22 protein-coding genes are annotated in these 19,721 nt (G+C 55.1%); 5 read left to right on the plus strand and 17 right to left on the minus strand.

Annotated elements, in window-relative coordinates; translation table 11 throughout:
• Positions 1-140: 140 nt before the first annotated feature.
• The 7 genes from ADIMK_RS19435 to bhcA form a co-directional block, all read right to left on the minus strand.
• Entirely contained in the window at positions 141-1,214 is a 1,074-nt protein-coding gene (locus ADIMK_RS19435; protein ID WP_051693136.1) for an extracellular catalytic domain type 1 short-chain-length polyhydroxyalkanoate depolymerase, read from the minus strand.
• 158 nt (positions 1,215-1,372) lie between these two features.
• On the minus strand, positions 1,373-1,804 hold the full coding sequence (locus tag ADIMK_RS19440; RefSeq protein ID WP_036191558.1) for a GlcG/HbpS family heme-binding protein: 432 nt from the start codon (positions 1,802-1,804) through the stop codon (positions 1,373-1,375).
• Positions 1,805-2,033: 229 nt separating this feature from the next.
• Positions 2,034-2,882 (minus strand): isocitrate lyase/PEP mutase family protein, encoded by an 849-nt coding sequence (locus ADIMK_RS19445; protein WP_036191561.1) that lies wholly within the window; start codon positions 2,880-2,882, stop codon positions 2,034-2,036.
• A 70-nt stretch (positions 2,883-2,952) separates the two neighbouring features.
• Positions 2,953-3,945, minus strand: a complete 993-nt coding sequence (bhcD, locus tag ADIMK_RS19450; RefSeq protein WP_036191563.1) for an iminosuccinate reductase BhcD — start codon at positions 3,943-3,945, stop codon at positions 2,953-2,955.
• Positions 3,946-3,960: 15 nt separating this feature from the next.
• A complete protein-coding gene (gene bhcC, locus ADIMK_RS19455) occupies positions 3,961-5,124 on the minus strand; it encodes a 3-hydroxy-D-aspartate aldolase BhcC (protein WP_036191569.1) in 1,164 nt (387 codons plus the stop codon).
• 35 nt (positions 5,125-5,159) lie between these two features.
• Entirely contained in the window at positions 5,160-6,119 is a 960-nt protein-coding gene (gene bhcB, locus ADIMK_RS19460) for a beta-hydroxyaspartate dehydratase BhcB (protein ID WP_036191571.1), read from the minus strand.
• A 27-nt stretch (positions 6,120-6,146) separates the two neighbouring features.
• Positions 6,147-7,325, minus strand: a complete 1,179-nt coding sequence (gene bhcA, locus ADIMK_RS19465; RefSeq protein ID WP_036191573.1) for an L-aspartate--glyoxylate aminotransferase BhcA — start codon at positions 7,323-7,325, stop codon at positions 6,147-6,149.
• 338 nt (positions 7,326-7,663) lie between these two features.
• Between bhcA and ADIMK_RS19470 the strand changes: the two genes are divergently transcribed.
• Together ADIMK_RS19470 and ADIMK_RS19475 are read left to right on the plus strand one after the other, a co-directional pair.
• Positions 7,664-8,461 carry an IclR family transcriptional regulator gene (locus ADIMK_RS19470; RefSeq protein ID WP_036191575.1) on the plus strand — a complete coding sequence of 266 codons (798 nt, stop codon included), beginning with the start codon at positions 7,664-7,666 and terminating at the stop codon, positions 8,459-8,461.
• A 46-nt stretch (positions 8,462-8,507) separates the two neighbouring features.
• Positions 8,508-8,999, plus strand: coding sequence for an NUDIX domain-containing protein (locus ADIMK_RS19475; protein ID WP_036191577.1), 492 nt, complete (start codon positions 8,508-8,510; stop codon positions 8,997-8,999).
• A gap of 13 nt (positions 9,000-9,012) precedes the next feature.
• Here ADIMK_RS19475 and ADIMK_RS19480 read toward each other — a convergent pair whose 3' ends face one another.
• From ADIMK_RS19480 to ADIMK_RS19490, 4 genes are all read right to left on the minus strand, one after another.
• On the minus strand, positions 9,013-10,941 hold the full coding sequence (locus ADIMK_RS19480) for an FUSC family protein (protein WP_036191579.1): 1,929 nt from the start codon (positions 10,939-10,941) through the stop codon (positions 9,013-9,015).
• Positions 10,941-11,402: a MarR family winged helix-turn-helix transcriptional regulator gene (locus ADIMK_RS19485; RefSeq protein WP_036191581.1), complete on the minus strand. Its 462-nt coding sequence runs from the start codon at positions 11,400-11,402 to the stop codon at positions 10,941-10,943. Before ADIMK_RS19485 ends, ADIMK_RS19480 begins: the two co-directional genes overlap by 1 nt.
• Before the next feature lie 163 nt (positions 11,403-11,565).
• Positions 11,566-11,721, minus strand: a complete 156-nt coding sequence (locus ADIMK_RS21825; RefSeq protein ID WP_081849878.1) for an entericidin A/B family lipoprotein — start codon at positions 11,719-11,721, stop codon at positions 11,566-11,568.
• Positions 11,722-11,790: 69 nt separating this feature from the next.
• Positions 11,791-12,750 (minus strand): sensor domain-containing diguanylate cyclase, encoded by a 960-nt coding sequence (locus tag ADIMK_RS19490; protein WP_036191583.1) that lies wholly within the window; start codon positions 12,748-12,750, stop codon positions 11,791-11,793.
• Positions 12,751-12,846: 96 nt separating this feature from the next.
• Between ADIMK_RS19490 and ADIMK_RS19495 the strand changes: the two genes are divergently transcribed.
• Positions 12,847-13,506 carry an HAD family hydrolase gene (locus tag ADIMK_RS19495; RefSeq protein WP_036191585.1) on the plus strand — a complete coding sequence of 220 codons (660 nt, stop codon included), beginning with the start codon at positions 12,847-12,849 and terminating at the stop codon, positions 13,504-13,506.
• A 162-nt stretch (positions 13,507-13,668) separates the two neighbouring features.
• The gene (locus ADIMK_RS19500) at positions 13,669-14,478 is read left to right on the plus strand and encodes an ATP-grasp domain-containing protein (RefSeq protein ID WP_036191587.1); all 810 of its coding nucleotides are present in this window, start codon (positions 13,669-13,671) and stop codon (positions 14,476-14,478) included.
• Positions 14,479-14,546: 68 nt separating this feature from the next.
• Here ADIMK_RS19500 and ADIMK_RS19505 read toward each other — a convergent pair whose 3' ends face one another.
• The 6 genes from ADIMK_RS19505 to ADIMK_RS19530 form a co-directional block, all read right to left on the minus strand.
• Complete coding sequence (locus ADIMK_RS19505) at positions 14,547-15,584, minus strand: sensor domain-containing diguanylate cyclase (protein WP_197027589.1); 1,038 nt, start codon at positions 15,582-15,584, stop codon at positions 14,547-14,549.
• 307 nt (positions 15,585-15,891) lie between these two features.
• A complete protein-coding gene (locus ADIMK_RS19510) occupies positions 15,892-16,206 on the minus strand; it encodes an NIPSNAP family protein (protein WP_036191591.1) in 315 nt (104 codons plus the stop codon).
• A 146-nt stretch (positions 16,207-16,352) separates the two neighbouring features.
• Entirely contained in the window at positions 16,353-16,949 is a 597-nt protein-coding gene (locus ADIMK_RS19515) for a nuclear transport factor 2 family protein (RefSeq protein WP_197027590.1), read from the minus strand.
• Entirely contained in the window at positions 16,939-17,523 is a 585-nt protein-coding gene (locus ADIMK_RS19520) for an HD domain-containing protein (protein WP_036191598.1), read from the minus strand. The genes ADIMK_RS19515 and ADIMK_RS19520 overlap by 11 nt, the downstream gene beginning before the upstream one ends.
• 66 nt (positions 17,524-17,589) lie before the next feature.
• Complete coding sequence (locus ADIMK_RS19525; RefSeq protein ID WP_156043008.1) at positions 17,590-18,024, minus strand: hypothetical protein; 435 nt, start codon at positions 18,022-18,024, stop codon at positions 17,590-17,592.
• 84 nt (positions 18,025-18,108) lie between these two features.
• On the minus strand, positions 18,109-18,435 hold the full coding sequence (locus ADIMK_RS19530) for an antibiotic biosynthesis monooxygenase family protein (protein ID WP_036191602.1): 327 nt from the start codon (positions 18,433-18,435) through the stop codon (positions 18,109-18,111).
• A gap of 300 nt (positions 18,436-18,735) precedes the next feature.
• Between ADIMK_RS19530 and ADIMK_RS19535 the strand changes: the two genes are divergently transcribed.
• Positions 18,736-19,689, plus strand: coding sequence for an IS110 family RNA-guided transposase (locus ADIMK_RS19535; RefSeq protein WP_036191604.1), 954 nt, complete (start codon positions 18,736-18,738; stop codon positions 19,687-19,689).
• The last annotated feature ends 32 nt before the right edge of the window (positions 19,690-19,721 follow it).

Below are 19,721 nucleotides of genomic sequence, written 5' to 3' on the forward strand. Positions count from 1 at the left end.
CGGAATCTCATCTGGGCAGAGGTACTAACTGGGGACTAAGGTTTCACTCAGCAAGCCCGCCACAACACTCTGATAACCTGCCTTCTATATCAATGCCCTCTTGTACCGTTATGGCCGGTGCCCTATGGCCACTGCAGCGCTCACTGATCCAGCCCCCAAAACGTGCCGATAAAGTAGCTGGCGCAGATATGGGCATCGAGAATATATCCGCCCGGCACACCGCACTGGTCTTCACCAGTGCCCGGATCGACAGGCGCACCATGACCCATCCCGGTGATGAGGTAGGTCTCGATTAATGCGTTGCCCTGATCATCCTGATACACCTTATGTGGATAGCCCTTCACGGTGTCTTCAACGTCGGGCGTGGTATCGATACCCTGGACATTGGCCCACTGCTCAAGCAGTTCTCTGGCAGTGTCCGGGATTACTCGCTTGTCCACTTCGCCCTGCCAGATCGACAGCCTCGGCCAGGGGCCGGTGTGGTCGCTGGCATCACGCACCAGATCGCCCCACTCCTGCGGTGATAGATCCTTGATAGGGACGGATCCCGCTCGGTCGGCATCAACGCCGCAGTCGGTTAGCGCTGTGATGGCGTAACGCGCACATTTATAGGGGATACCGGCGATGATGCCGCCGCCCGCGAAAGTCTCTGGGTAGGTGGCAAGCATGACCGCGGTCATCGCGCCACCCGCCGAGAGGCCGGTCACATATACACGGCGGGTATCCGACTGCTGTTTATTGGCCAGGTGATCGATCATCTGCTTGATGGAGAGCGCTTCCCCTTCCCCGCGGTCAATATCATTGCCCCAGTCCGTCCACCAGAAGATCCAGTCCAGATAATGGCTGCCGTTAAACCAGTTGAAGCACAGCGAGCTGTTGTTGGTTTTCTGCTGCTCAGGGAGCAGCAGCGCAAAGCGCCAGCGCTCGGCCAGTTCGACCCAGCCGCTCTCATCGTCATAGGCGGAGGCATTCTGCGTGCAGCCATGCAATGCCACCACCAGCGGGCGACCTTTCGGCAGGTGATCGGGGATATATTCGTACATGCGCAGATCACCGGGGTTTGAGCCAAAACCGGTCACCTCTGTGAGCGCAGCCGCGCGAGCCGGACTCACGCCGGCAAGCAATAGTGCTGTCAGCAACGCCGCTACTAAAGCTTTAAAGCCCGGCTTCTGGATCGCTTTCGCGTTCAAACAAATACCTAATCGATTGTGCATGTCCGTCTGCCTTTCAATTATTTTGGCTGTTCATGTATGCCGAGCTGGAACTGTATTAAACGATACTAAAGAAATAGGGGCAGAACCCTATCTAAAAAGTAAGCCTCCACTAATGGAGGCTTACTTTGACTGAGTTTCATATGTTACGTGTGTTGTAACTACCCTGCATCCGCAACCAGCCCCGCCGCCTCAATACCTGATACCGCACATTGCTCATCCACATCCGACAGATCCCCGCTGATACCCACGGCACCGACGATTTCGTTGTCGCTGTTACGGACAAGCACACCACCCGGCACAGGTACGATTTTACCCTGCGCCAGCGTATTCAAAGCGGAGATAAACGCCGGGCGGTTCTGTGCGTCCTCGCCCAAGGCGCGGGAGGATTTGCCCATGGCGACAGCACCCCAGGCTTTGCCGATGGCGACGTCCGGGCGGATCATGCTAGCACCATCCTGACGTTGCAGTGAGATCAGTGTGCCGCTGGCGTCCAGTATCGCCACGGTCAGCGGTGCGGTGTTCAGTTCAAGGCTTTTGCCGAATGCGGCGCGGGTGATGGTGATCGAGCTTTCCAGATCGAGTTTGCCCATTTTCCACTCTCCTATACGAGATTAATTGTATTTATTTGAAACTAGAGTTCGGGTTTAAACGGTACGCAGAACATGAATTCGTTGGGGCACATCGAAAAACCGTAGCGAGCGGCTCGTAGGCAAGGCGCGCGGCGCGCAGGAACCGCAGTGTATGGGGGATACATGAGGATTCCGACCGGGCCGGCGCACCGGCACCGCGCAACGCAGTCTACGAGTCGCGCAGTAGGTTTTAGGCCGGATCTAAATAGTCACTACTCAACGCGTTATATTGCTGCTGGCGGGCGAAGCGTCCGATCAGTTGCTTGGCGTTGTGGTCGCAGTCGATATCGCTGCCGGTATGAAGCTGAAGCAGCGAACGGTATACGGCTTTAACCCCTTCTTCGTAGGCGCGGTGACCGTTGAAGTGAATACGCACGCCCTGCTGGCTCATCGCCTCGGTGCTCAGCTCTGACTGGGCGTAGTCGATCAGCATCAGCGGCAGTTCGGTGATGCTGTTCAGCTGCTCCAACAGCGCTTTTGATGTCTGCCCGAAAATACAGATGCCATCCACACCGGTACGGCTGTAGGCCGCGACCCGCTCCAGAATCGCCGGCAGCGGTTGCTGGGCGTGGGTGCGGGCGAACAAGGCCATGCTGCTGTCGTTACGTGCGCTCACGGCGGCCTGCAGTTTGCTGCAGCCCTCTTCAATACTGCTCAGGTTCAGCTCCGGCTGCTTGTAGCGTCTTGGGATAATCGTGTCTTCGATGGTGATCACGGCGGCACCGGCGTGTTCGAGCTCGGTAACCGTGCGCATCACGTTGAGGGCGTTGCCGTAGCCATTATCGCCGTCGACGATCACCGGCAGGTTTGAGGCCTGACACACCCGGCGCGCCTGCTCGGCCAACTCGCTTAAGGTGAGCAGGTAGATATCCGGCACGCCAAGTGCCATCAGCGAGGTGACCGAGCCGCCCAGTATGCCGACCGAGAAGCCGATCTCCTGGGCCATGCGTGACGAGAGAGGGTCAAAAACCGAGGCGCAGCGTACGCACTGCCGAGTCTCCAGCAGTTCACGCAGGCGCAGTCGTGCAGCAGAACTCATGTTCAGTACCTGTTTTAATCGATGGTAAAGCAGGAAGTGCCCCCTCGCCAGGCGAGGGGGATGTGCGGTGTTACAGCGCGATGCGAAGGGCCAGCCCTTGTTCGAGCGCGAGATTCGCGGCAGCGGATGCCACAGCAAGATCCTGCAGACCTACGCCGGTGCCGTCGAACAGGGTGATTTCCTGATCGTCACGACGGCCGGGATGAGTGCCGTTGATCACCTCGCCAATCGGCGTGATGTCGCTTTCGCTGATCAGCCCTGAGGCCACCGCATGCTGGGCTTCGCCGATGGAGATCGACTGGGCCACCTCATCGGTGAACAGGGTTGCCGCTGCCAAAAGTTCGGGGTCGACCTCCTGCTTGCCCTTGGTGTCGGTGCCCATGCACGCGATGTGGGTGCCAGGCTTTATCCACTCTTTCATCATCAGCGGCTCGAACGCCGAGGTGATGGTGATGATCACATCCGCCTGCGCGCCCAGCTGTTGCTGATCCACCGCTTCGAACGGCACGCGCAGTTCGTCGCACACCGCGGCCAGACGGCTCAGGTATTCCGGGTGCGGGTTCCACGCCACGACCTTTTCGAACGCGCGCTGCTCCAGAGCGGCGCGCAGCTGGAAGGTGGATTGGTGCCCTGCCCCGACCATGCCCAGTACCTTGGCGTCCTTGCGGGCCAGGTAGGCGATGGACACGGCCGAGGCGGCGGCGGTACGCACGGCGGTGAGGTAGTTGCCACCGACCAGCGCCTTCAGCCGGCCGGTATCCGGGTCGAACAGGATCACCGTGGACTGGTGGTTGGTCAGGTCCTTTTGTACGTTGCCCGGCCAGTAGCCGCCGGATTTAACGCCGAGGACCATACCCGCGCGATCGAACCCGGATTTGAAGCCATACAGGGCATCGGCATGGCCGATCGCCTCACGTACCACCGGGAAGTTATAGGCATCGCCGCGCGCCATGGCGCCGAATACGCTCTCGACCGCTTTGAACGCCTCGGGGCGGCCGACGATCTGTTCGCAGACCGCTTCGGAGACGATCGCAACGCCGGCGCCATTAACGGATGTGCTCATAGGTTTTCTCCTCGATCAGTACGCTTTACCGCGGGCGGATACCGGCCACAGGGTTTCGACCTTGCCGTTACGCACGCCGACGTAGTAGTCGTGTACGTTGCAGGTCGGGTCACAGTGGCCCGGTACCAGGCGCAGCTTGTCGTTCACCTTCAGCGCACCGTTCGGATCGGAGATCACGCCGTGCTCGTCGGAGCACTTGATGTACTCCACGTCGTCGCGGCCGAAGATAAACGGCAGACCGCTATCCACCGACTGCGCCTTCAAACCGGCATCGCAGATCGCCTTGTCGGCCTTGGCGTGGCTCATAACGCTGGTGAGGATAAACAGCGCGTTCTCCCACTCGCCCTGGTCGATACGCTTGCCGTCCTTATCAAGAATGCGGCCGTAGTCGGCATCCATGAAGGCGTAGGATCCGCACTGCAGCTCGTTGTACACACCGGAGTTGCTCTCGAAGTAGTAAGAGCCGGTGCCGCCGCCGGAGACCAGTTCAGGCTCCAGCCCCACTTCCTTGAGGCCATCCACGGCAGCCTTGACCTGGGCGATGGCGATATCCAGCTTCTCTTTGCGCGCCTCGTAGGTATCCAGGTGCTGCATGGCACCCTGATAAGCCTGAATGCCAGTGAACTTAAGGTTCTCGGCGGCATCGATCGCCTGCGCGATCTGAACAACCGCCTCGGTGGTGGTGACGCCGCAGCGGCCCGCGCCACAGTCGATCTCGACGAAGCACTCGATCTCGGTACCGTGCTTCTGCGCGGCGGCCGACAGTTCGGCGACGTTGTCGATGTCATCGACGCAGACGATGGTGCGCGCACCCAGTTTCGGCAGTTGCGCCAAGCGGTCCAGTTTCAGCGGATCGCGCACCTGGTTGGAGACCAGGATGTCCTTGATGCCGCCGCGGGCGAACACCTCGGCTTCGGACACCTTCTGGCAGCAGACGCCGATGGCGCCGCCCAGTTCTTCCTGCAGCTTGGCCACATCGACCGACTTGTGCATTTTGCCGTGAACCCGGTGGCGCATGCCGTGGGCCTTGGCGTAGTCGCCCATCTTCTTGATGTTGCGCTCCAGAGCATCCAGATCGAGGATCAGACAGGGGGTCTGGATATCGGCCTCATCCATGCCCGGTACGGCTGGAACGTCGTAGCCTACTTCGAGGTCGTGCAGATCATTCTGTGCGTTCATTCAATCTCTCCTGTAATCAATCTACTTTTAGACGTTCAGCTGTTCGCGTTCAGCCAGGGCAGTTTGTCGAGGTCCACGTTGCCGCCGGTGATGATCACGCCGACGCGCTTGCCGCGGAAAACCTCCGGGTTCTTCAGTATGGTCGCCAGCGGCACGGCGCTGCTCGGCTCCATCACGATCTTCATCCGCTTCCAGATCAGCTTCATGGCATCGACAATCTCCTCCTCGGTGGCGGTGAGGATGTCGGTGACATGGTTGCTGACGAAGTGCCAGGTCAGATCTTTCAGCGGCACTTTCAGGCCGTCGGCCACGGTCTCCGGCGCATCGTCGGCGATGATGTGACCGGCACGGAAAGAGCGCGCGGCGTCATCGGCGTTGAGCGGCTCGGCGGCGTAGATCTTCACCTGCGGTGCAATGGTAGACAGCGTCAGGCAGGTGCCCGAGATCATGCCGCCACCGCCGATCGGTGCGATCACCGCATCCAGGTTCTCCACCTGGGACAGCAGCTCCTTGGAGCAGGTCGCCTGCCCGGCGATAACGCGCGGATCGTTATACGGGTGGACGAACTCGGCACCGGACTGCGCCACCACCTCGGCGAAGGTGGCTTCGCGGGAGCTGGTGGAGGGCTCGCACTCGACGATCTTGCCGCCGTAGCCGATCACCGCATCCTTCTTCGCCTGCGGCGCGGTACGCGGCATGACCACGGTGACCGGGATGCCGCGCTGGCCTGCCGCATAGGACAGGGACAGCGCATGGTTACCGGAGGAGTGAGTCGCAACACCCACCCTCGCCTGCTCTTCGGTCAGACCGAACACGGCGTTACAGGCGCCACGCACCTTGAACGCACCGGCCTTCTGGAAGTTCTCGCACTTGAAGAACAGCTCGGCGCCGGTCAGTTCGTTCAGGAACCGGGAGGTCAGCACCGGCGTTTCATGGATGTAGGGCTTGATCCGCTCATGGGCGATCAGTACATCGTCGTAAGTTGGAATCTTCATCGTTGTCTCGCTCACGGGTGATAGCGGTTATTGGTTGGCAGCGGCGGTGGCGCGGTAGTACTCCTGCGCCGCCCGTACACCCGAGCCCAGCTCGACCGGGTAGTTCAGATCGGCCATCGCCATCTCGATGGTGGCAAGGCCCGACAGACACATAACGTCGGTCAGCATGCCCAGGTGGCCGATACGGAACGCCTTGCCGTTCATCTGGCCCAGGCCGATACCGAAGGAGACGCCGTAGGTGTTGAACGCGTGCTCGGTCAGCTTGTTGCTGTCGAACCCTTCCGGTACGTAGATGGCGCTAACGGTGTCGGAGTACAGCTCCGGCGACTTGGCGCACAGCTTCAGGCCCCAGGCCTCAACCGCCCTGCGTACACCCTCGGCCAGACGGTGGTGACGGGCGTACACGTTCTCGAGCCCCTCTTCGAACAGCATTTTCAGGCTCTCGCGCATGCCGTAGATCAGCTGCAGCGGCGGCGTGTAGGGGAAACCGCCGTTGGCGTTGGCCGCCATCATGTCGCGGAAGTCGAAGAAGGTGCGCGGCAGCGTCGCGCTCTCCATCGCCGCCAGCGCCTTCTGGCTAACGCCGAGGATCGCCATACCGGTGCTCAGCATGAAACCCTTCTGCGAGCCGGAAACCGCGATATCAACGCCCCAGGCGTCCATCTCGAACGGCATGGAGGCCAGCGAGCTTACGCAGTCGACGAACAGCATGGCCGGGTGGCCGGCGGCATCCATTGCACGGCGAACCGCCGCGATATCGCTCTTAACGCCGGTGGCGGTTTCGTTATGGGTCGCCAGAACAACCTTGATCTTCTTGTCTTTGTCGGCGCGCAGCGCCTGTTCGAACTTGTCAGCCGGTGCACCTGAACCCCACTCGCAGTCGATCACCTGAACTTCGAGGCCATGACGCTGGCACATGTCGATCCAGCGGTGGGAGAACATGCCGTAGCGCGCTACCAGCACCGTGTCACCCGCGGACAGGGTGTTGGTGATGGAGGCTTCCCATCCGCCGGTACCGCTGGCCGGGAAGGTGATCACCTGCCCCGTTTCGGTACCAAATACATGCTTGCAGTCCTCAAGCACGGGCGCGAATGTCTCGACGAAATCCGGTGCACGGTGGTCGCGGGTCTGCATATGCATGGCATTGAGCAACCGATCAGGGATGTTGGTCGGGCCTGGTATGAAAACGGGGTTCTGGTCTGACATGGTGATTCGCCCTTTCTTGTGTAGTTGGCACTGTCTCCGCCTCAGCAACGCGCCGGGGCTTGTGTTCTTAACTCAGCGGTTACGTCAGCGCTTAAGTTGAAACTCACCATAGGCGCCGCCAGCATTTACCGCAATACAAAACGCATCTCGTATTATGAAAACTGACCTTAAAGTCAGTTATCAATATTTTTTAACTTAATTTACAAACACTTAATTATTCCATTACTCAAAACAACGCATTTTCACATTGTGAAAAAACGCTTTTATTTACTGCAATGTGGTAACGTCTGGAGAAATCGAAGAATAAAAACCAGACCTTTTAATGTGAGGCGCTCTCAATGTCTGAGGCAAAACCGGAAGCTCGAATCCAGGTCCTTGACCGGGCCGCAACCCTGCTCGATGTCATCTCCCGCTACTCCACACCGGTCAAACTCAAAGTCTTAAGTGCGGATGCCGGGCTGCACCCCTCTACCGCCTACAGGATTCTGCACTCGCTGATCGATAACCGTTTTGTCGAACGCGACGAAGACGGCGGCTACCGTTTGGGGCAGCGTTTGCTTCAGCTCAGTAAGCGCGTCCACTCCGAAATAGAGCTTAGAGCGGTGGCGATGCCCTACATGGTTAAACTGCGCGACCGACTGGGCGAGACGATCAACCTTACGATTCGCGAAGGCGATGCCGTTATCTACTACGACAAGGCCACGCCCAATCGCATGATGCATGTGCACCAGATTATCGGCAGCCGGGCGCCACTCCACGTGACCGGTGTCGGCAAACTGATGCTCGGCAAGGGGGGCGAGGAGGCGATTGCAGGCTATGCAAAACGGACCAACCTGCCCGCCTATACCCGCAACACGTTTACGTCCCTGCCGGCACTGACGCAGGAATGCCTGACATCCGTCGAGCGCGGCTACGCCCTCGATAACGAGGAAGCCGAAATCGGTGTGGGCTGTATTGGCGTGCTGATATACGATCACACCGCGCAACCGGTGGCAGGGCTGTCGCTGTCCGCCCCGATGGAGCGCCGTCGGGACGAATGGATAGCCGACCTTATCGAGGCGGGAGAGGCGATTTCGGAGCAGCTGGGATACGTCTCGACGGAGGCGGGCTCAGACATGACACACCAGGTGCGCTAAGTCTAAACTGCTAGAAATCATTTATTTTGCGGCATACCAGTATCGGATGAACGACCTGATCCCACAGATTCGCAACGCCGTGCGTGCACTTATCGTAAAAGATCGGCACGTGCTTCTGCTCAAGAAAGATGGCTATAGTTGCGGGGGTGTCCGTTATGCACTGCCCGGGGGTGGCCAGGATGCCGGCGAAGCGCTCACCGAAACTCTCCAGCGCGAGTGCATGGAGGAGATCGATACAGAGGTCGAGATCGGCGATCTGATCGCCGTTGCGGATTTCCTCAAGCAGCGGGAAAGCGAACCCTCGACACGACGACATGTGATGGAGTTTCTTTTTCTCTGCTCGGTCGACAATGATTACACGCCGCGCAACGGCAGCCACCCCGACAAGCATCAGATGGATGTGGTGTGGATGCCAATCGAGAAGATCGGCGAGCTACAGTTATTTCCCCAGTACCTCGCCGAGTGTATTCCCCAGTTCGACGCGCCAAACAGACAGGCTTATCTGGGCCTGTTTCACGACAACGGGTTTAAGGACTGATACCTGCAAGCCGTTAACGTCTGAGCGTGAACAGCGCCAGATTTTCCTGCAGTTTGTCCGCCGCCAGCGCAAACACCAACTCTTCCGTCTGGTCCGGTTCACGCGCCATTCGAACGCTGACGACTCTCAACGCCCTCAAAACGCGCTCCGGCTTGTGCTCAAGCTGTTCCAGCCTTCGTAACGCATACTCAACGGCACGTTTTGTCGAGTCACTGATAGGCCGCTTGCCATCCAGCAGTGCCCTCAGTGTTTCGGTTGTCATCTCTAGCCTCAACAACATTACGCCCCATTCCTCGGCCGGGAAACGGCGATCACCCACCTGACCGGACCAGCGCACCAGATGCAGCAGACGGTGGTATAGCCGCAAGCGCCAACGCTCACGACTTGCTCCGCTGGTGGGTTTCATGGTCATGTCGCGCAGTTCATGCAGCATCATCCGACGCATCAGCTCAATCCGTTTTGCAGCGTTAACCGGGTAGATCAACCAATAACCCGCCATGGCGATTAACGGTGCGGAGGCGACGGCCACGGCCATCAGCAGAGAGTGACCAACCTCCCCGACCAGCGGATAGTGTGGTTGCAGCAGAAGCAGCAAGACCATGTTGTAGTCCATCCCCGCAAACACAAGTTTTCGATGCGCAAAGACGACAACGCCCAGCATGATGAACGGGAACATCGACACAATCAGCATCCACTCGCTATCGACCTGAGGCCATATCAACCAGCGGCAGATAAGCGCCGCAACTGCGCCCATCACCTGGCCGATAAAGACCGATCGCATGGTGTGCACCGGACTGTCGAAGGTTGAGAACAGCGAGGTCATCACTGCCGTCCCCAGCAGCATGTAGGCCCCTATCTGCGCCCCCGAAAAGAGCCAGACCGCGCCTACCGTCATCATCAGCGTCAACGCGCGGATGCCTGATTGGCGTGCCCCTGTCCAATCGCGATGTAACGGCAGGGAGCTGTCGCTTTCATCTTTAGTAGAGGGCGCATCGCCCGCTTCCATTACCGGCGTCATGGCCAGCAAACGGGTCAGGTTGTAATGCAGTCGCGCAAAATGGTGCTCACCTGCACAACGTTCAATCGCGCAGCTCAGTGCTGAACGATACCCGTCGCCATCTCCGGCTTCCAAAGCAACAGCGGCCTCCTTGAGTGCCTGCGCCAACGCAAGGCCCAATCCGCTGTCGTGGGTTTTGCGAGTCCAGATAACGATGGATACCAACACAAGCAGCAGAAGACGCACCCGTCGCATCTGCTGACGCGCTCTGGCGCTGCCGATGCCGCGCGTGTCCAGCGCCGCATCCAAGGCAGCCAGACGCGCAATCAATTGGTCACGTTCAACCGTGGAGGTTTCAACACCCGATACCACACGTGCTGACAACTGGCGCAATATCCCGGTGGTGATGCCGCGCAGTTCTTGCTGGTCGCTATTGCGTGCTGAGCCGTGCGCGAAAAACCAGCTCACACCGATCGCCACCAACACGCCCGCGACGGCAGTGAACATGCGATCCAGCCCCAGCGTTAGAATCTGGTCGTGGTGCGCGGTATCCACCAACGCGACCAACGCCGCCGAATATCCGGCCAACATGCAGCCGTATGTCACGAAGCTGCGGACAAGATGTGCGGTGAACACACACGTTGCGATCCACAACGACAACCCCAGCACCAACCAGCCTATGTGTCCGATCGACAGGTATACCAACAGAATACCGACCAATGCCCCGATCAGCGTGCCAATCAGTCGGGCCATGCCTTTGGCGAGCAATTGCCCGCGTGAGGGCTGAGAAGACGCCCACACCGTCATACCCGCCCACTGTGGGTGCTCCAGCCCCAGCCACCAGGCCAGGGCGATCGCAAGGCAGGCTGCAATGCCTGTCCGCAATACGAAGCCAAATCGCACGTTATCGAACCCGAGCCGTGCCAATACGGAAGCGCTATTCATTAACCGCGCGCCTCCTCGATCTTGTTCATCAGGCGCTGTTCAATCACCTCGATCCATTCCATCATTTTCTCCAGCTCGACATCGCTCAGGTCACCCAGCGCTTCAGCTTCGGCGGTTTCCAGCGTGGCACGGATGGCGTCGATCTGCGCTTTACCCGCCGTTGTCAGATAGATCTTGCGAGCCCGCCGATCCTCCGGATCTTCCCGTCTCTCCAACAGCTCCTTCTTTGCCAGAATGTCGATCAGCCTCACCAGCGTCGACGTATCAATCCCCGCGCGTTCCGCGAGCAGTTTCTGGCTGACACCATCCCCTGACTGAGCCAAATGCATAAGGGGTACCCATGTGGCATCGGTCAATCCGGCTTCGGCAAGGCGCATATCAACAAAACGCCGCCAACGCCTCGATAGCGTGACAAATCGATAGCCAAAGCGGATACGGGCGGATGCCTGATGATGCGACATGAGGAGCACTCACTAAATTTGAATACAAATAGTTTGAATTCAAATTATATAGATCAAAGCTGGGCGGATTCAAGGGAGTGTCGAGAGGAAACTGGGGCAGAATGTAAGCAGGAAGGAACGGAGAGCGCGATGCTCCCCGCATGTTCAGGCAGCCTGACGGTCGTTAGCTGGAAGCATCACGAGCAGCATCGCTGATCGCATCACCTGCTTTTTTGAGGTCTTTTCCGGCCCCTTCGATCGTAGAGCAGCCAGCCAGGTAGGATCCACCGGCCAGAATTAACAGGCAGCTGAGCAAAGAGCTGACAATCCGTTTACGCATGACAATTCCTCAACAATAAACCGGTTTCGATAATAACGTCGAAACACCCGTTCGGCTATCCATCAACACTCAACTGCCCACACTACGCTCCGAAGGCATGGCCTGCGGCCAGCCGCAGGCAAAACGGTTGCGGCCATTGCGCTTGGCTTGATACAGCATGCGATCAGCCATCCCAAACAGCGATGAGGGCTCAACACCCTCGTCAGGCGTTATGCTGGCCACACCTGCGCTGATCGTTAATTGATTGCCCACGCTCGATGCCGGGTGCGGAATAGCCAAGTCAATCACCTTACGACGGCAACGCTCCGCAATATCGCGTGCGGCCTCGCGTCCGGTATCAGGCAGCAGCAGTACAAACTCCTCGCCACCGTAGCGGCCGAAAAAATCCGTGGAACGGCTGGCCACATCCTGCAGCGCATTCGCCACAAGCTTCAGGCATTCGTCCCCTTGCAGGTGGCCGCATTGGTCGTTGTAATCCTTGAAGTGATCGATATCGATGACGATCAACGAGATCGGTGTGCCGTTACGCAACGCTCTGGCCCACTCTCGCTCTAGCGTTTGATCGTAAAGACGACGGTTGGCCACACCGGTCAGACCATCCTGAAACGACAGCTGCTCCAGCTTTTTGTTGGCGATGCGAAGTTCTTCCTCCATCTGCTTGCGCTCGGAGATGTCGAAGATAAACCCAACCAGCGCCTTGGTGACGCCGTTCTCACGGATAACATGCACCACATCTCTAACCCAGACATACTCTCCGTCTGCCGTCAGCGCCCGATAGTCGGCTTCGTGGTCCACGCCATTTTCACTCAGGGCGATACAGTTGTGTGCTGTCTGCTCCCGCTCCGCCTCATGGATTCGGTCAATCCAGTCCTGTGCCGTCACCCAGCTATCCTGGCGCCAGCCCAAGAGGGGCTCAATCTGAGGGCCAATGTACTCGAAAACCTTGGTTTCCCAGTTGATCTTCCACGGAATAGCCTTGGTCGATTCCAGCAGCGTTTTGTAAATATCGTCTTCGACTTCACCGATCATCGTCTCTCTCCAACCCTTTCCAGCAGAGGATATTGATCATACAACAGCCATATAAGACCAGGTAGAATACACGGTTTTATGGAAGTAGGTCTTACTATGTCATTACACGCGATACTGTTTGACCACGACGGTACTCTGGTCGATTCAGAAGCCACGCACATGCGCCTTTGGCAGGAAGTGGTTGCCCCTTATGGGGTGGTGATCTCCGAAGAGACCTACTGGCAGCAGATGCTGGGTGTACCGATGGAGCAGAATGCCGCCGATATCGTGCGCCTGTACAGCCTGGATGCCGATCCGGCAACGCTCGTTAACGCCAAGCTCGCCGCTAACGACAGGTTCTTGGCACAGAACTGGTTTCCGGAGATGCCAAAGGCCAGTGAAGTGCTCACCCACCTTGCCCAGCAACTCAGGCTGGGACTGGTCAGCGGATCGCAGCGCAACTGTGTAGAAGCCTCATTAGGGGGACACGGCTGGCAACAGCTGTTTGAACAGGTGGTGACCGGCGACGATGTCTCTCATAACAAACCGCATCCAGAGGGCTACCTCAAGGCTCTTGCGCTGATGAAGATTGCCCCGGAGAACTGCATCGCCGTTGAGGATACCGAAGTCGGGGTTCAGGCTGCGCATAGTGCGGGACTGCGCGTAATCGCGATCCAACATCCACTGGCTGTGAATCATGATTTCACAGCTGCAATTGAGGTGGTCGATTCACTCACCGAAGCCCAGGAGTGGATCGCCAGCCATCTTATAGACTGACGCCGACACCGGCCTGCGGGGCCTGAAGCGCCACCGCCGTAAAGTGCGTTTATACGCACTTTACGAACTGTCGAAAAAATATACGAAATCACTAAAAAATTGCTTTGAGAGCAGCCTGACTGGGCTTAATATCGCCGCGTGTTTTTTAATCAGCTGCGGCCTATGAACATCATCTCTTTTGACGCCCTGCGTACCCTGCACTTACCCAACGTGCGTTATATCAAACCCGAAAAGATGTTCGCTCATCTGGACGAAATCCGAGACGCTGATTGGGTACTTTTCCCCGAATACTGGCAGATCAATGCGCTGGTGCATGGGCTGAAAAAGAGAATCTTCCCCAGCCTTTCAACCTACATGATCGGACACGACAAGGTTGAGATGACCCGGGCGTTCATGACGGTGATTCCGGGCAACCATCCCTATACCGAAATTGCGGCCAACACACCGACAGAATCCGACCGTCTGTTCGATACCATGTACTACCCCTTCGTGGCGAAAGTGCCACGCAGCAGCATGGGGAATGGCGTATTTCTGATTGAAAACCCCATTCAGTGGAAAGAGTACTGCAGTCGTTCGGACGTGCTGTATGTTCAGGAGTATCTGCCGATCGACCGCGATCTTCGCATCGTGTGGGTCGGCGGTAAGGTTATTGGCGGTTACTGGCGCCTTCAGGCGGAGAAAGGCTTTTACAACAACATCAGCCAAGGCGGCCAGGTTGAAGTATCACTGGTGCCGAAAGAGGCCACCGAATTGGTGGAATATGTCGCCACCTGCCTGAGCATCGATCACGGCGGGTTTGACGTCGCAATGGTCGGCAGCGTCCCCTACCTGATTGAGTTCAATAGGATGTTTGGCAATCAGGGTATACCGAACCTGCAACAGAACAGCGATAACGCGATTCTGGAATATCTTAAACAACATCGGCAGACCGATTTCGAGCCTCTCGAACCCACCCCGACCATCGCCGTTTAAGATACAGGCGACAGCTGTAGAACTCAGCTGTCGCTTTTACCTACTTTACGACGAACAGCAGTGCAGCCCTATTCCAGGCGCTCTACGCGATTGCGGCCTGCATGCTTCGCCTCGTAAAGCGCATTATCGATAGTCGTAAACAGATCGTCGATGCTCTCCCCTTTTCGATACTCGGTCACGCCAAAGCTGCAGGTGACATACAACCCGGGCTCGATCTCGTGCTGGCTGATCATCGAGCGCAGCTTTTCGGCACAGCTGACTGCACCGTCAATGGCAATTCCGGGAAAGATCAACACGAACTCCTCCCCGCCCCAACGTGCAAATACGTCAATATCCCGAATATTTTCAGCCACGAATCTGGCCAGTTTGTTGAGCACCCTGTCACCAACCTTATGCCCAAACGAGTCGTTAATCCGCTTAAAGAAATCGATATCGAAGATGGCCAGCGAAAGGGAATGGTTATAGCGGTCCGAACGAGACTTCTCCTTGACGAGCTCCTCTTCGAACTTCTTTCTGTTGGCAATACCGGTTAGCGAGTCTGTATTCGAGATATTCTCGATTTCGGTAATCTTCTCATTGAGCTCTGCATTACGTTTTTCGAGTTCTTCAGCCTTTTTGCTAATCAGCTTTTCCAACGTGACGTTGCCCTCTTTGAGCAGTTTGTTCTGCTCGAGGAGCTCCATCTCGGCGACCTTTCGATCATGTATATTCATGTGCGCGCCGATCATGCGGGAAACCGATCCGTCGTCGTTGTATTCGACGACTTTGGCCTGATCAGTTATCCATAGATACCCCCCATCGGCCTTTCGACAGCGATAATCGACGCAATAACGGTCGATCTTTCCCGAGATATAGGACTCGAAATCGTTCATTACCCGGTCATAGTCGTCAGGGTGAATCACACGCTCCCAGGTGAACACATCCTGATTGAATGCACCAACATCGTACCCGAGCATGCGATACCAGCCGGGACTGCGCACAACCTCGCCGGTAACGCCATTCCAGTCCCAGGTACCCTCAAGCACCAGATCGAGTATGGCATTAAGCGTTTTGTCCGCCTCTTCGACACTGCGGTGGCGATAGGTTTCAACAGGAGTCATAGTCATAACGAGTCATGAAAAGGCGCAGATTAACTACAAAAAGTGTATGTATGGTAAATCATGGCCCATGACTGAGTACTCGGCCACTTGAAAGCGAGAAAAATTTTTGAGGATAGAAGATCGTCAGTGCGACTGACTTCGAACACCTAAAAGCCCAGGGCAAACTGCCCAAAGTGGCTATCATTGCCTGTGTACACAAGGTCATTGTGGTGCTCAATACGCTCCTGAAAAACGAGGATCGCTGGTGTGGAAAAACGGCCTAAATATTATGACAGGACATCAAATTCACTTGTTATTTTTATGAATACGAACATTATTTAATCGGAGAAAAATTAGATGGAATGATTATTTTTGATTCCTGTTTTTCTAACATTTGCATAGCCTTAGGAATAAATTCGCTCAACCATGAGGCATCTTTGTACAATTCTTCTCGTTTTTCTGATCTTTCATTCAAGTCACTGTACGACCAAATCTGGATAACCTGATTAAGCTCTCCTATTTCAGTATACCAGTAACCGATTAACGTAGCGTATTTCGATATTATAGGCATGCCAATTTTTTCAAAGTGATTGATATAATTATTCAATTGCCCAATCTTTATTGTGTACGTTCTCATTTCAAATATCATTGATTATACCTTTTTGGATAAGACTAAAAATAAAACCTAACTATAGAAGGTGTCTACTGTTCGTGGGTAACTCGGGAGGCTAACGCTGAGTTCACCGGTTTATCCGGTGCAACGCTTGGTTAGCATTATATTACACGGGCACACAACTATTGCTTAAGCGCAGGATCCCAGTGCTCCGTAATTTTTCCATCTTTGATCCGAAACATATCAAACCAAGTCGTTGTGTACTTTTGTTCAGCGTATTTCGGATCTGCAATCTCCTTGACAAAGGTGAGCACAACAAGGTCTCCTTCCGCAACAATAGAAACCAGTGGAGCTTTAACTATATCCTCAATGGGTTTAGGTGTGCTGAACTTGGAGAAGAACTTGACAAAGCCGATGCGGCCGCTAGGTACATTGGGGTTGTGCTGAATATACGACTCAGCTAAATACTTGTCTGCCAGCTCCAGATGACCACCCTCAAAGACCTCGCGCCAAAAATCATAAACGAGTTGCTTGTTCGCAGCCAACTTTGGATCAGAGCTAGCCAAGAGATGTTGTTGATCGGGGGCAGCCTGAACGGGTGTCTGTGCAGATACTAGCGACGACGCCAGTACGCCAACAAGCAACAGAATCATTGGTGTCTTATTCAAGATCGAATTTCCTCGTAAATGATAACGTCTTGCTTTAGGGCCGGAGTGAAGCGCAGCATAACGGAAGTCCCAGCCACGCAACGGCAACAACAGCAACTTGTTAGGAGGCATTTAGCCACCCTTGATCTACCGCATATTCAAGTTTTTCGATAAACCACCCGTAGATTTCTGGGCTTTCACTCTCGATAAATTGATGCATTTTTAATACTTGACTCTTGTTTATGCCATTGTCCTGCCATGCACGCCCCTCACTCGTAATGTTATGGAGAAACGGCAACAAACGATCAATGACTTTTAGTAATTTTGATTCTTTGCTTTGACCTGCCTCTTGCTCCTCCCATAGCTCGACGATAGCTGTGATTGGGTTACCGGGATGTGAGGCGATCTGCTTCACACTCTCACGCTCTTCTACATGAGCATTTTCTCTATTCTTGCTGTAAAGAAAGGTATCTCCTGCACCAATTTCACCAAGATCGTGGAGCAGTGCAAGCTTAATAAGCTTCGGAACATCATAATTATCTTGCAATAACTCCGCGAAAGCCCAGCATGCCATTGCTAAATGCCATGAGTGTTCTGCTGAGTTCTCGACTCTTTTGCCACCATTGATGTAGGTTCGACGGTTTACGGACTTCAATGCATCTAACTGAAGCAAGAAATCTGATACTGCTGAAATTCTATCGGTCAAGTGTTATCTCCTAACATCGCAATAAACGGCCCGAAAAGCGTAGCTTTTTGGGCCCGGTGGAGGCCCCTAGGGACGGAACGAATTTAATTGACTTGTTAAGAGGCTTTTACACGAAGCTTCAATTTGCTTTTTTACTTGATCAAGTAATTTTCCGTGCCTTTCAAGGCGCTTATTCTTGCCAGGGCAAGGACAGTATTCCATGTAGTTAAATGAAATATTAAGCACATGCTCTGGGTCATTTCTTTCTTTGGCTACAACCTCTTCATTATTCTTTCTGAATATATAGACGGTAGACTCACCATTTCTAACTTGAACTGACATGAAGTCATCTAATCCGGGAATATTTTCTGCGGCCGACTTTATGCAGTTCTCGGCTAAATTTTCTCGCAGAGGTAAATTCTCCTCTTTATAAAATCCAATTTCACCACATCCAGTGATGAACATCATAATCAATAATGCTGCGGTTATTCTCAATCTTCGATTGCCTGTTAACGCCGCCAACAGGCGACCATTTGGAGTGCAGCCAAAGGCGGAACGGAAAATGGGTCGCTCTGCTTGGCCTTGTCATAAGCTGATACCACAAAACTACTCATAAACCCTTGAGTTGAACTGTTGCTCGATGACCTCATAGTGCTGTACTGAAAGGTCAGGATCAAGCTCATAAACCTTATCCTCGGGATATAGCCGCGCTTGCGAAATATCATCACCAGCAAACGCCTTAATTGATTCAAGTTGATCCCAATATGTAATGAGAGTGAGTTCAACTCCATCTGACAAATCACGGCGAAAAATCTGTGCTCCGAGATACCCTGGGGTTTCGGATGAATCCTTAATTCCCGTTTCATAAAGATATGCCGTAAACCCGGTGCTATGCATCTGCGGAACACGACACTTCCATTCTCTGGCGATCATATTCGATTACTCTCCTCAGCCTTATAACGCCGTGCTTAGGGGCCGTAGTACAGCGGAGCGAAACGGAGGTCCCAGCGCAGCGACTACAGCACCTTGTATGGATAATTCCGTGTGATTTCCGGGTAAAGTCGAGGCCCACCCTCAACGGCCATTGAGGGCCTTCATGCAGCAGCTCGATTGAACGTAGGCTCCTCTTGCGAGAGACAGGTAACAAGGGCGTAGCGCTGCATGACTCCATCGCCATAACTCGAACAGTCATAGGGGCCTCGAGCCCGCATAGCAAGGCAGAGTCAGTTTATTATGAGTAGCATGGAAAGCCAAATTGAAATCAACGTCGGCGTCGATGTCGGCAAATCCAAACTCGATATCGTCCTGCATCCGCTGGACCTCCATTTCCAGATCCCGAACGATGAGGAACAGATCCTCAAAACCGTTCAAGTGCTTAAAACCCACAACATCAAACGTATCGTCGTCGAAGCCACCGGCCGCTATGAACACGCCTTTGTTTTCGCCTGTGATCAGGCCGACCTACCCATTGTAGTCGTCAACCCAACCAGTGTCCGGCGCTATGCCCAGGCTATCGGTGTACTGGCCAAGACAGACAGAATCGATGCCGGTGTCATTGCCCGTTTCGCTGCTACCATACAGCCCGATATCAAACCCATACCGGACAAACAGTCGCGTGTAATCAAAGACTTGCTGATTCGTCGTAGCCAGTTGCTGGAGATGCAGACGATGGAGAAAAACCGTCTCCAGATCCTACCCAAGCCACTTCACCGCTCGATCAAAGCCCTACTGCGTTCCCTTAAAATCCAGATCGATGCGATCACCCAACAGATCGATGAAGCCGTCATGCAGGTTAAGCATTGGCGTACCAAAACCGAAATCCTGACCAGCGTTCCCGGCGTCGGCAAAGTCCTTGCCTATACCCTGCTCAGCGAGCTACCAGAACTCGGCAAGCTCAACCGTAAGGAGATCGCAGCTCTAGTCGGTGTTGCCCCCATGAACCGCGAGAGTGGCTCCTATAACGGCAAACGACGAATCCGTGGAGGCCGCCATCGCATCCGCACCGTGATGTTCATGGCGATGCTCTCATCCATCCAATGTAACCCCGTTTTTAAACGCTTCTACGAGCACCTGAAGGCCCAGGGGAAGCTACCCAAAGTGGCCATCATCGCCTGCATGCGTAAGCTCATTGTGGTGCTCAATACGCTCCTGAAAAACGAGGAGCGCTGGTGTGAAAAAACAGCCTAAATATTATGACTGGACACCACAGTCACTTGTTA

Source organism: Marinobacterium lacunae, from assembly GCF_000705555.1.
GTDB classification, from domain to species: Bacteria; Pseudomonadota; Gammaproteobacteria; order Pseudomonadales; family Balneatricaceae; genus Marinobacterium_D; species Marinobacterium_D lacunae.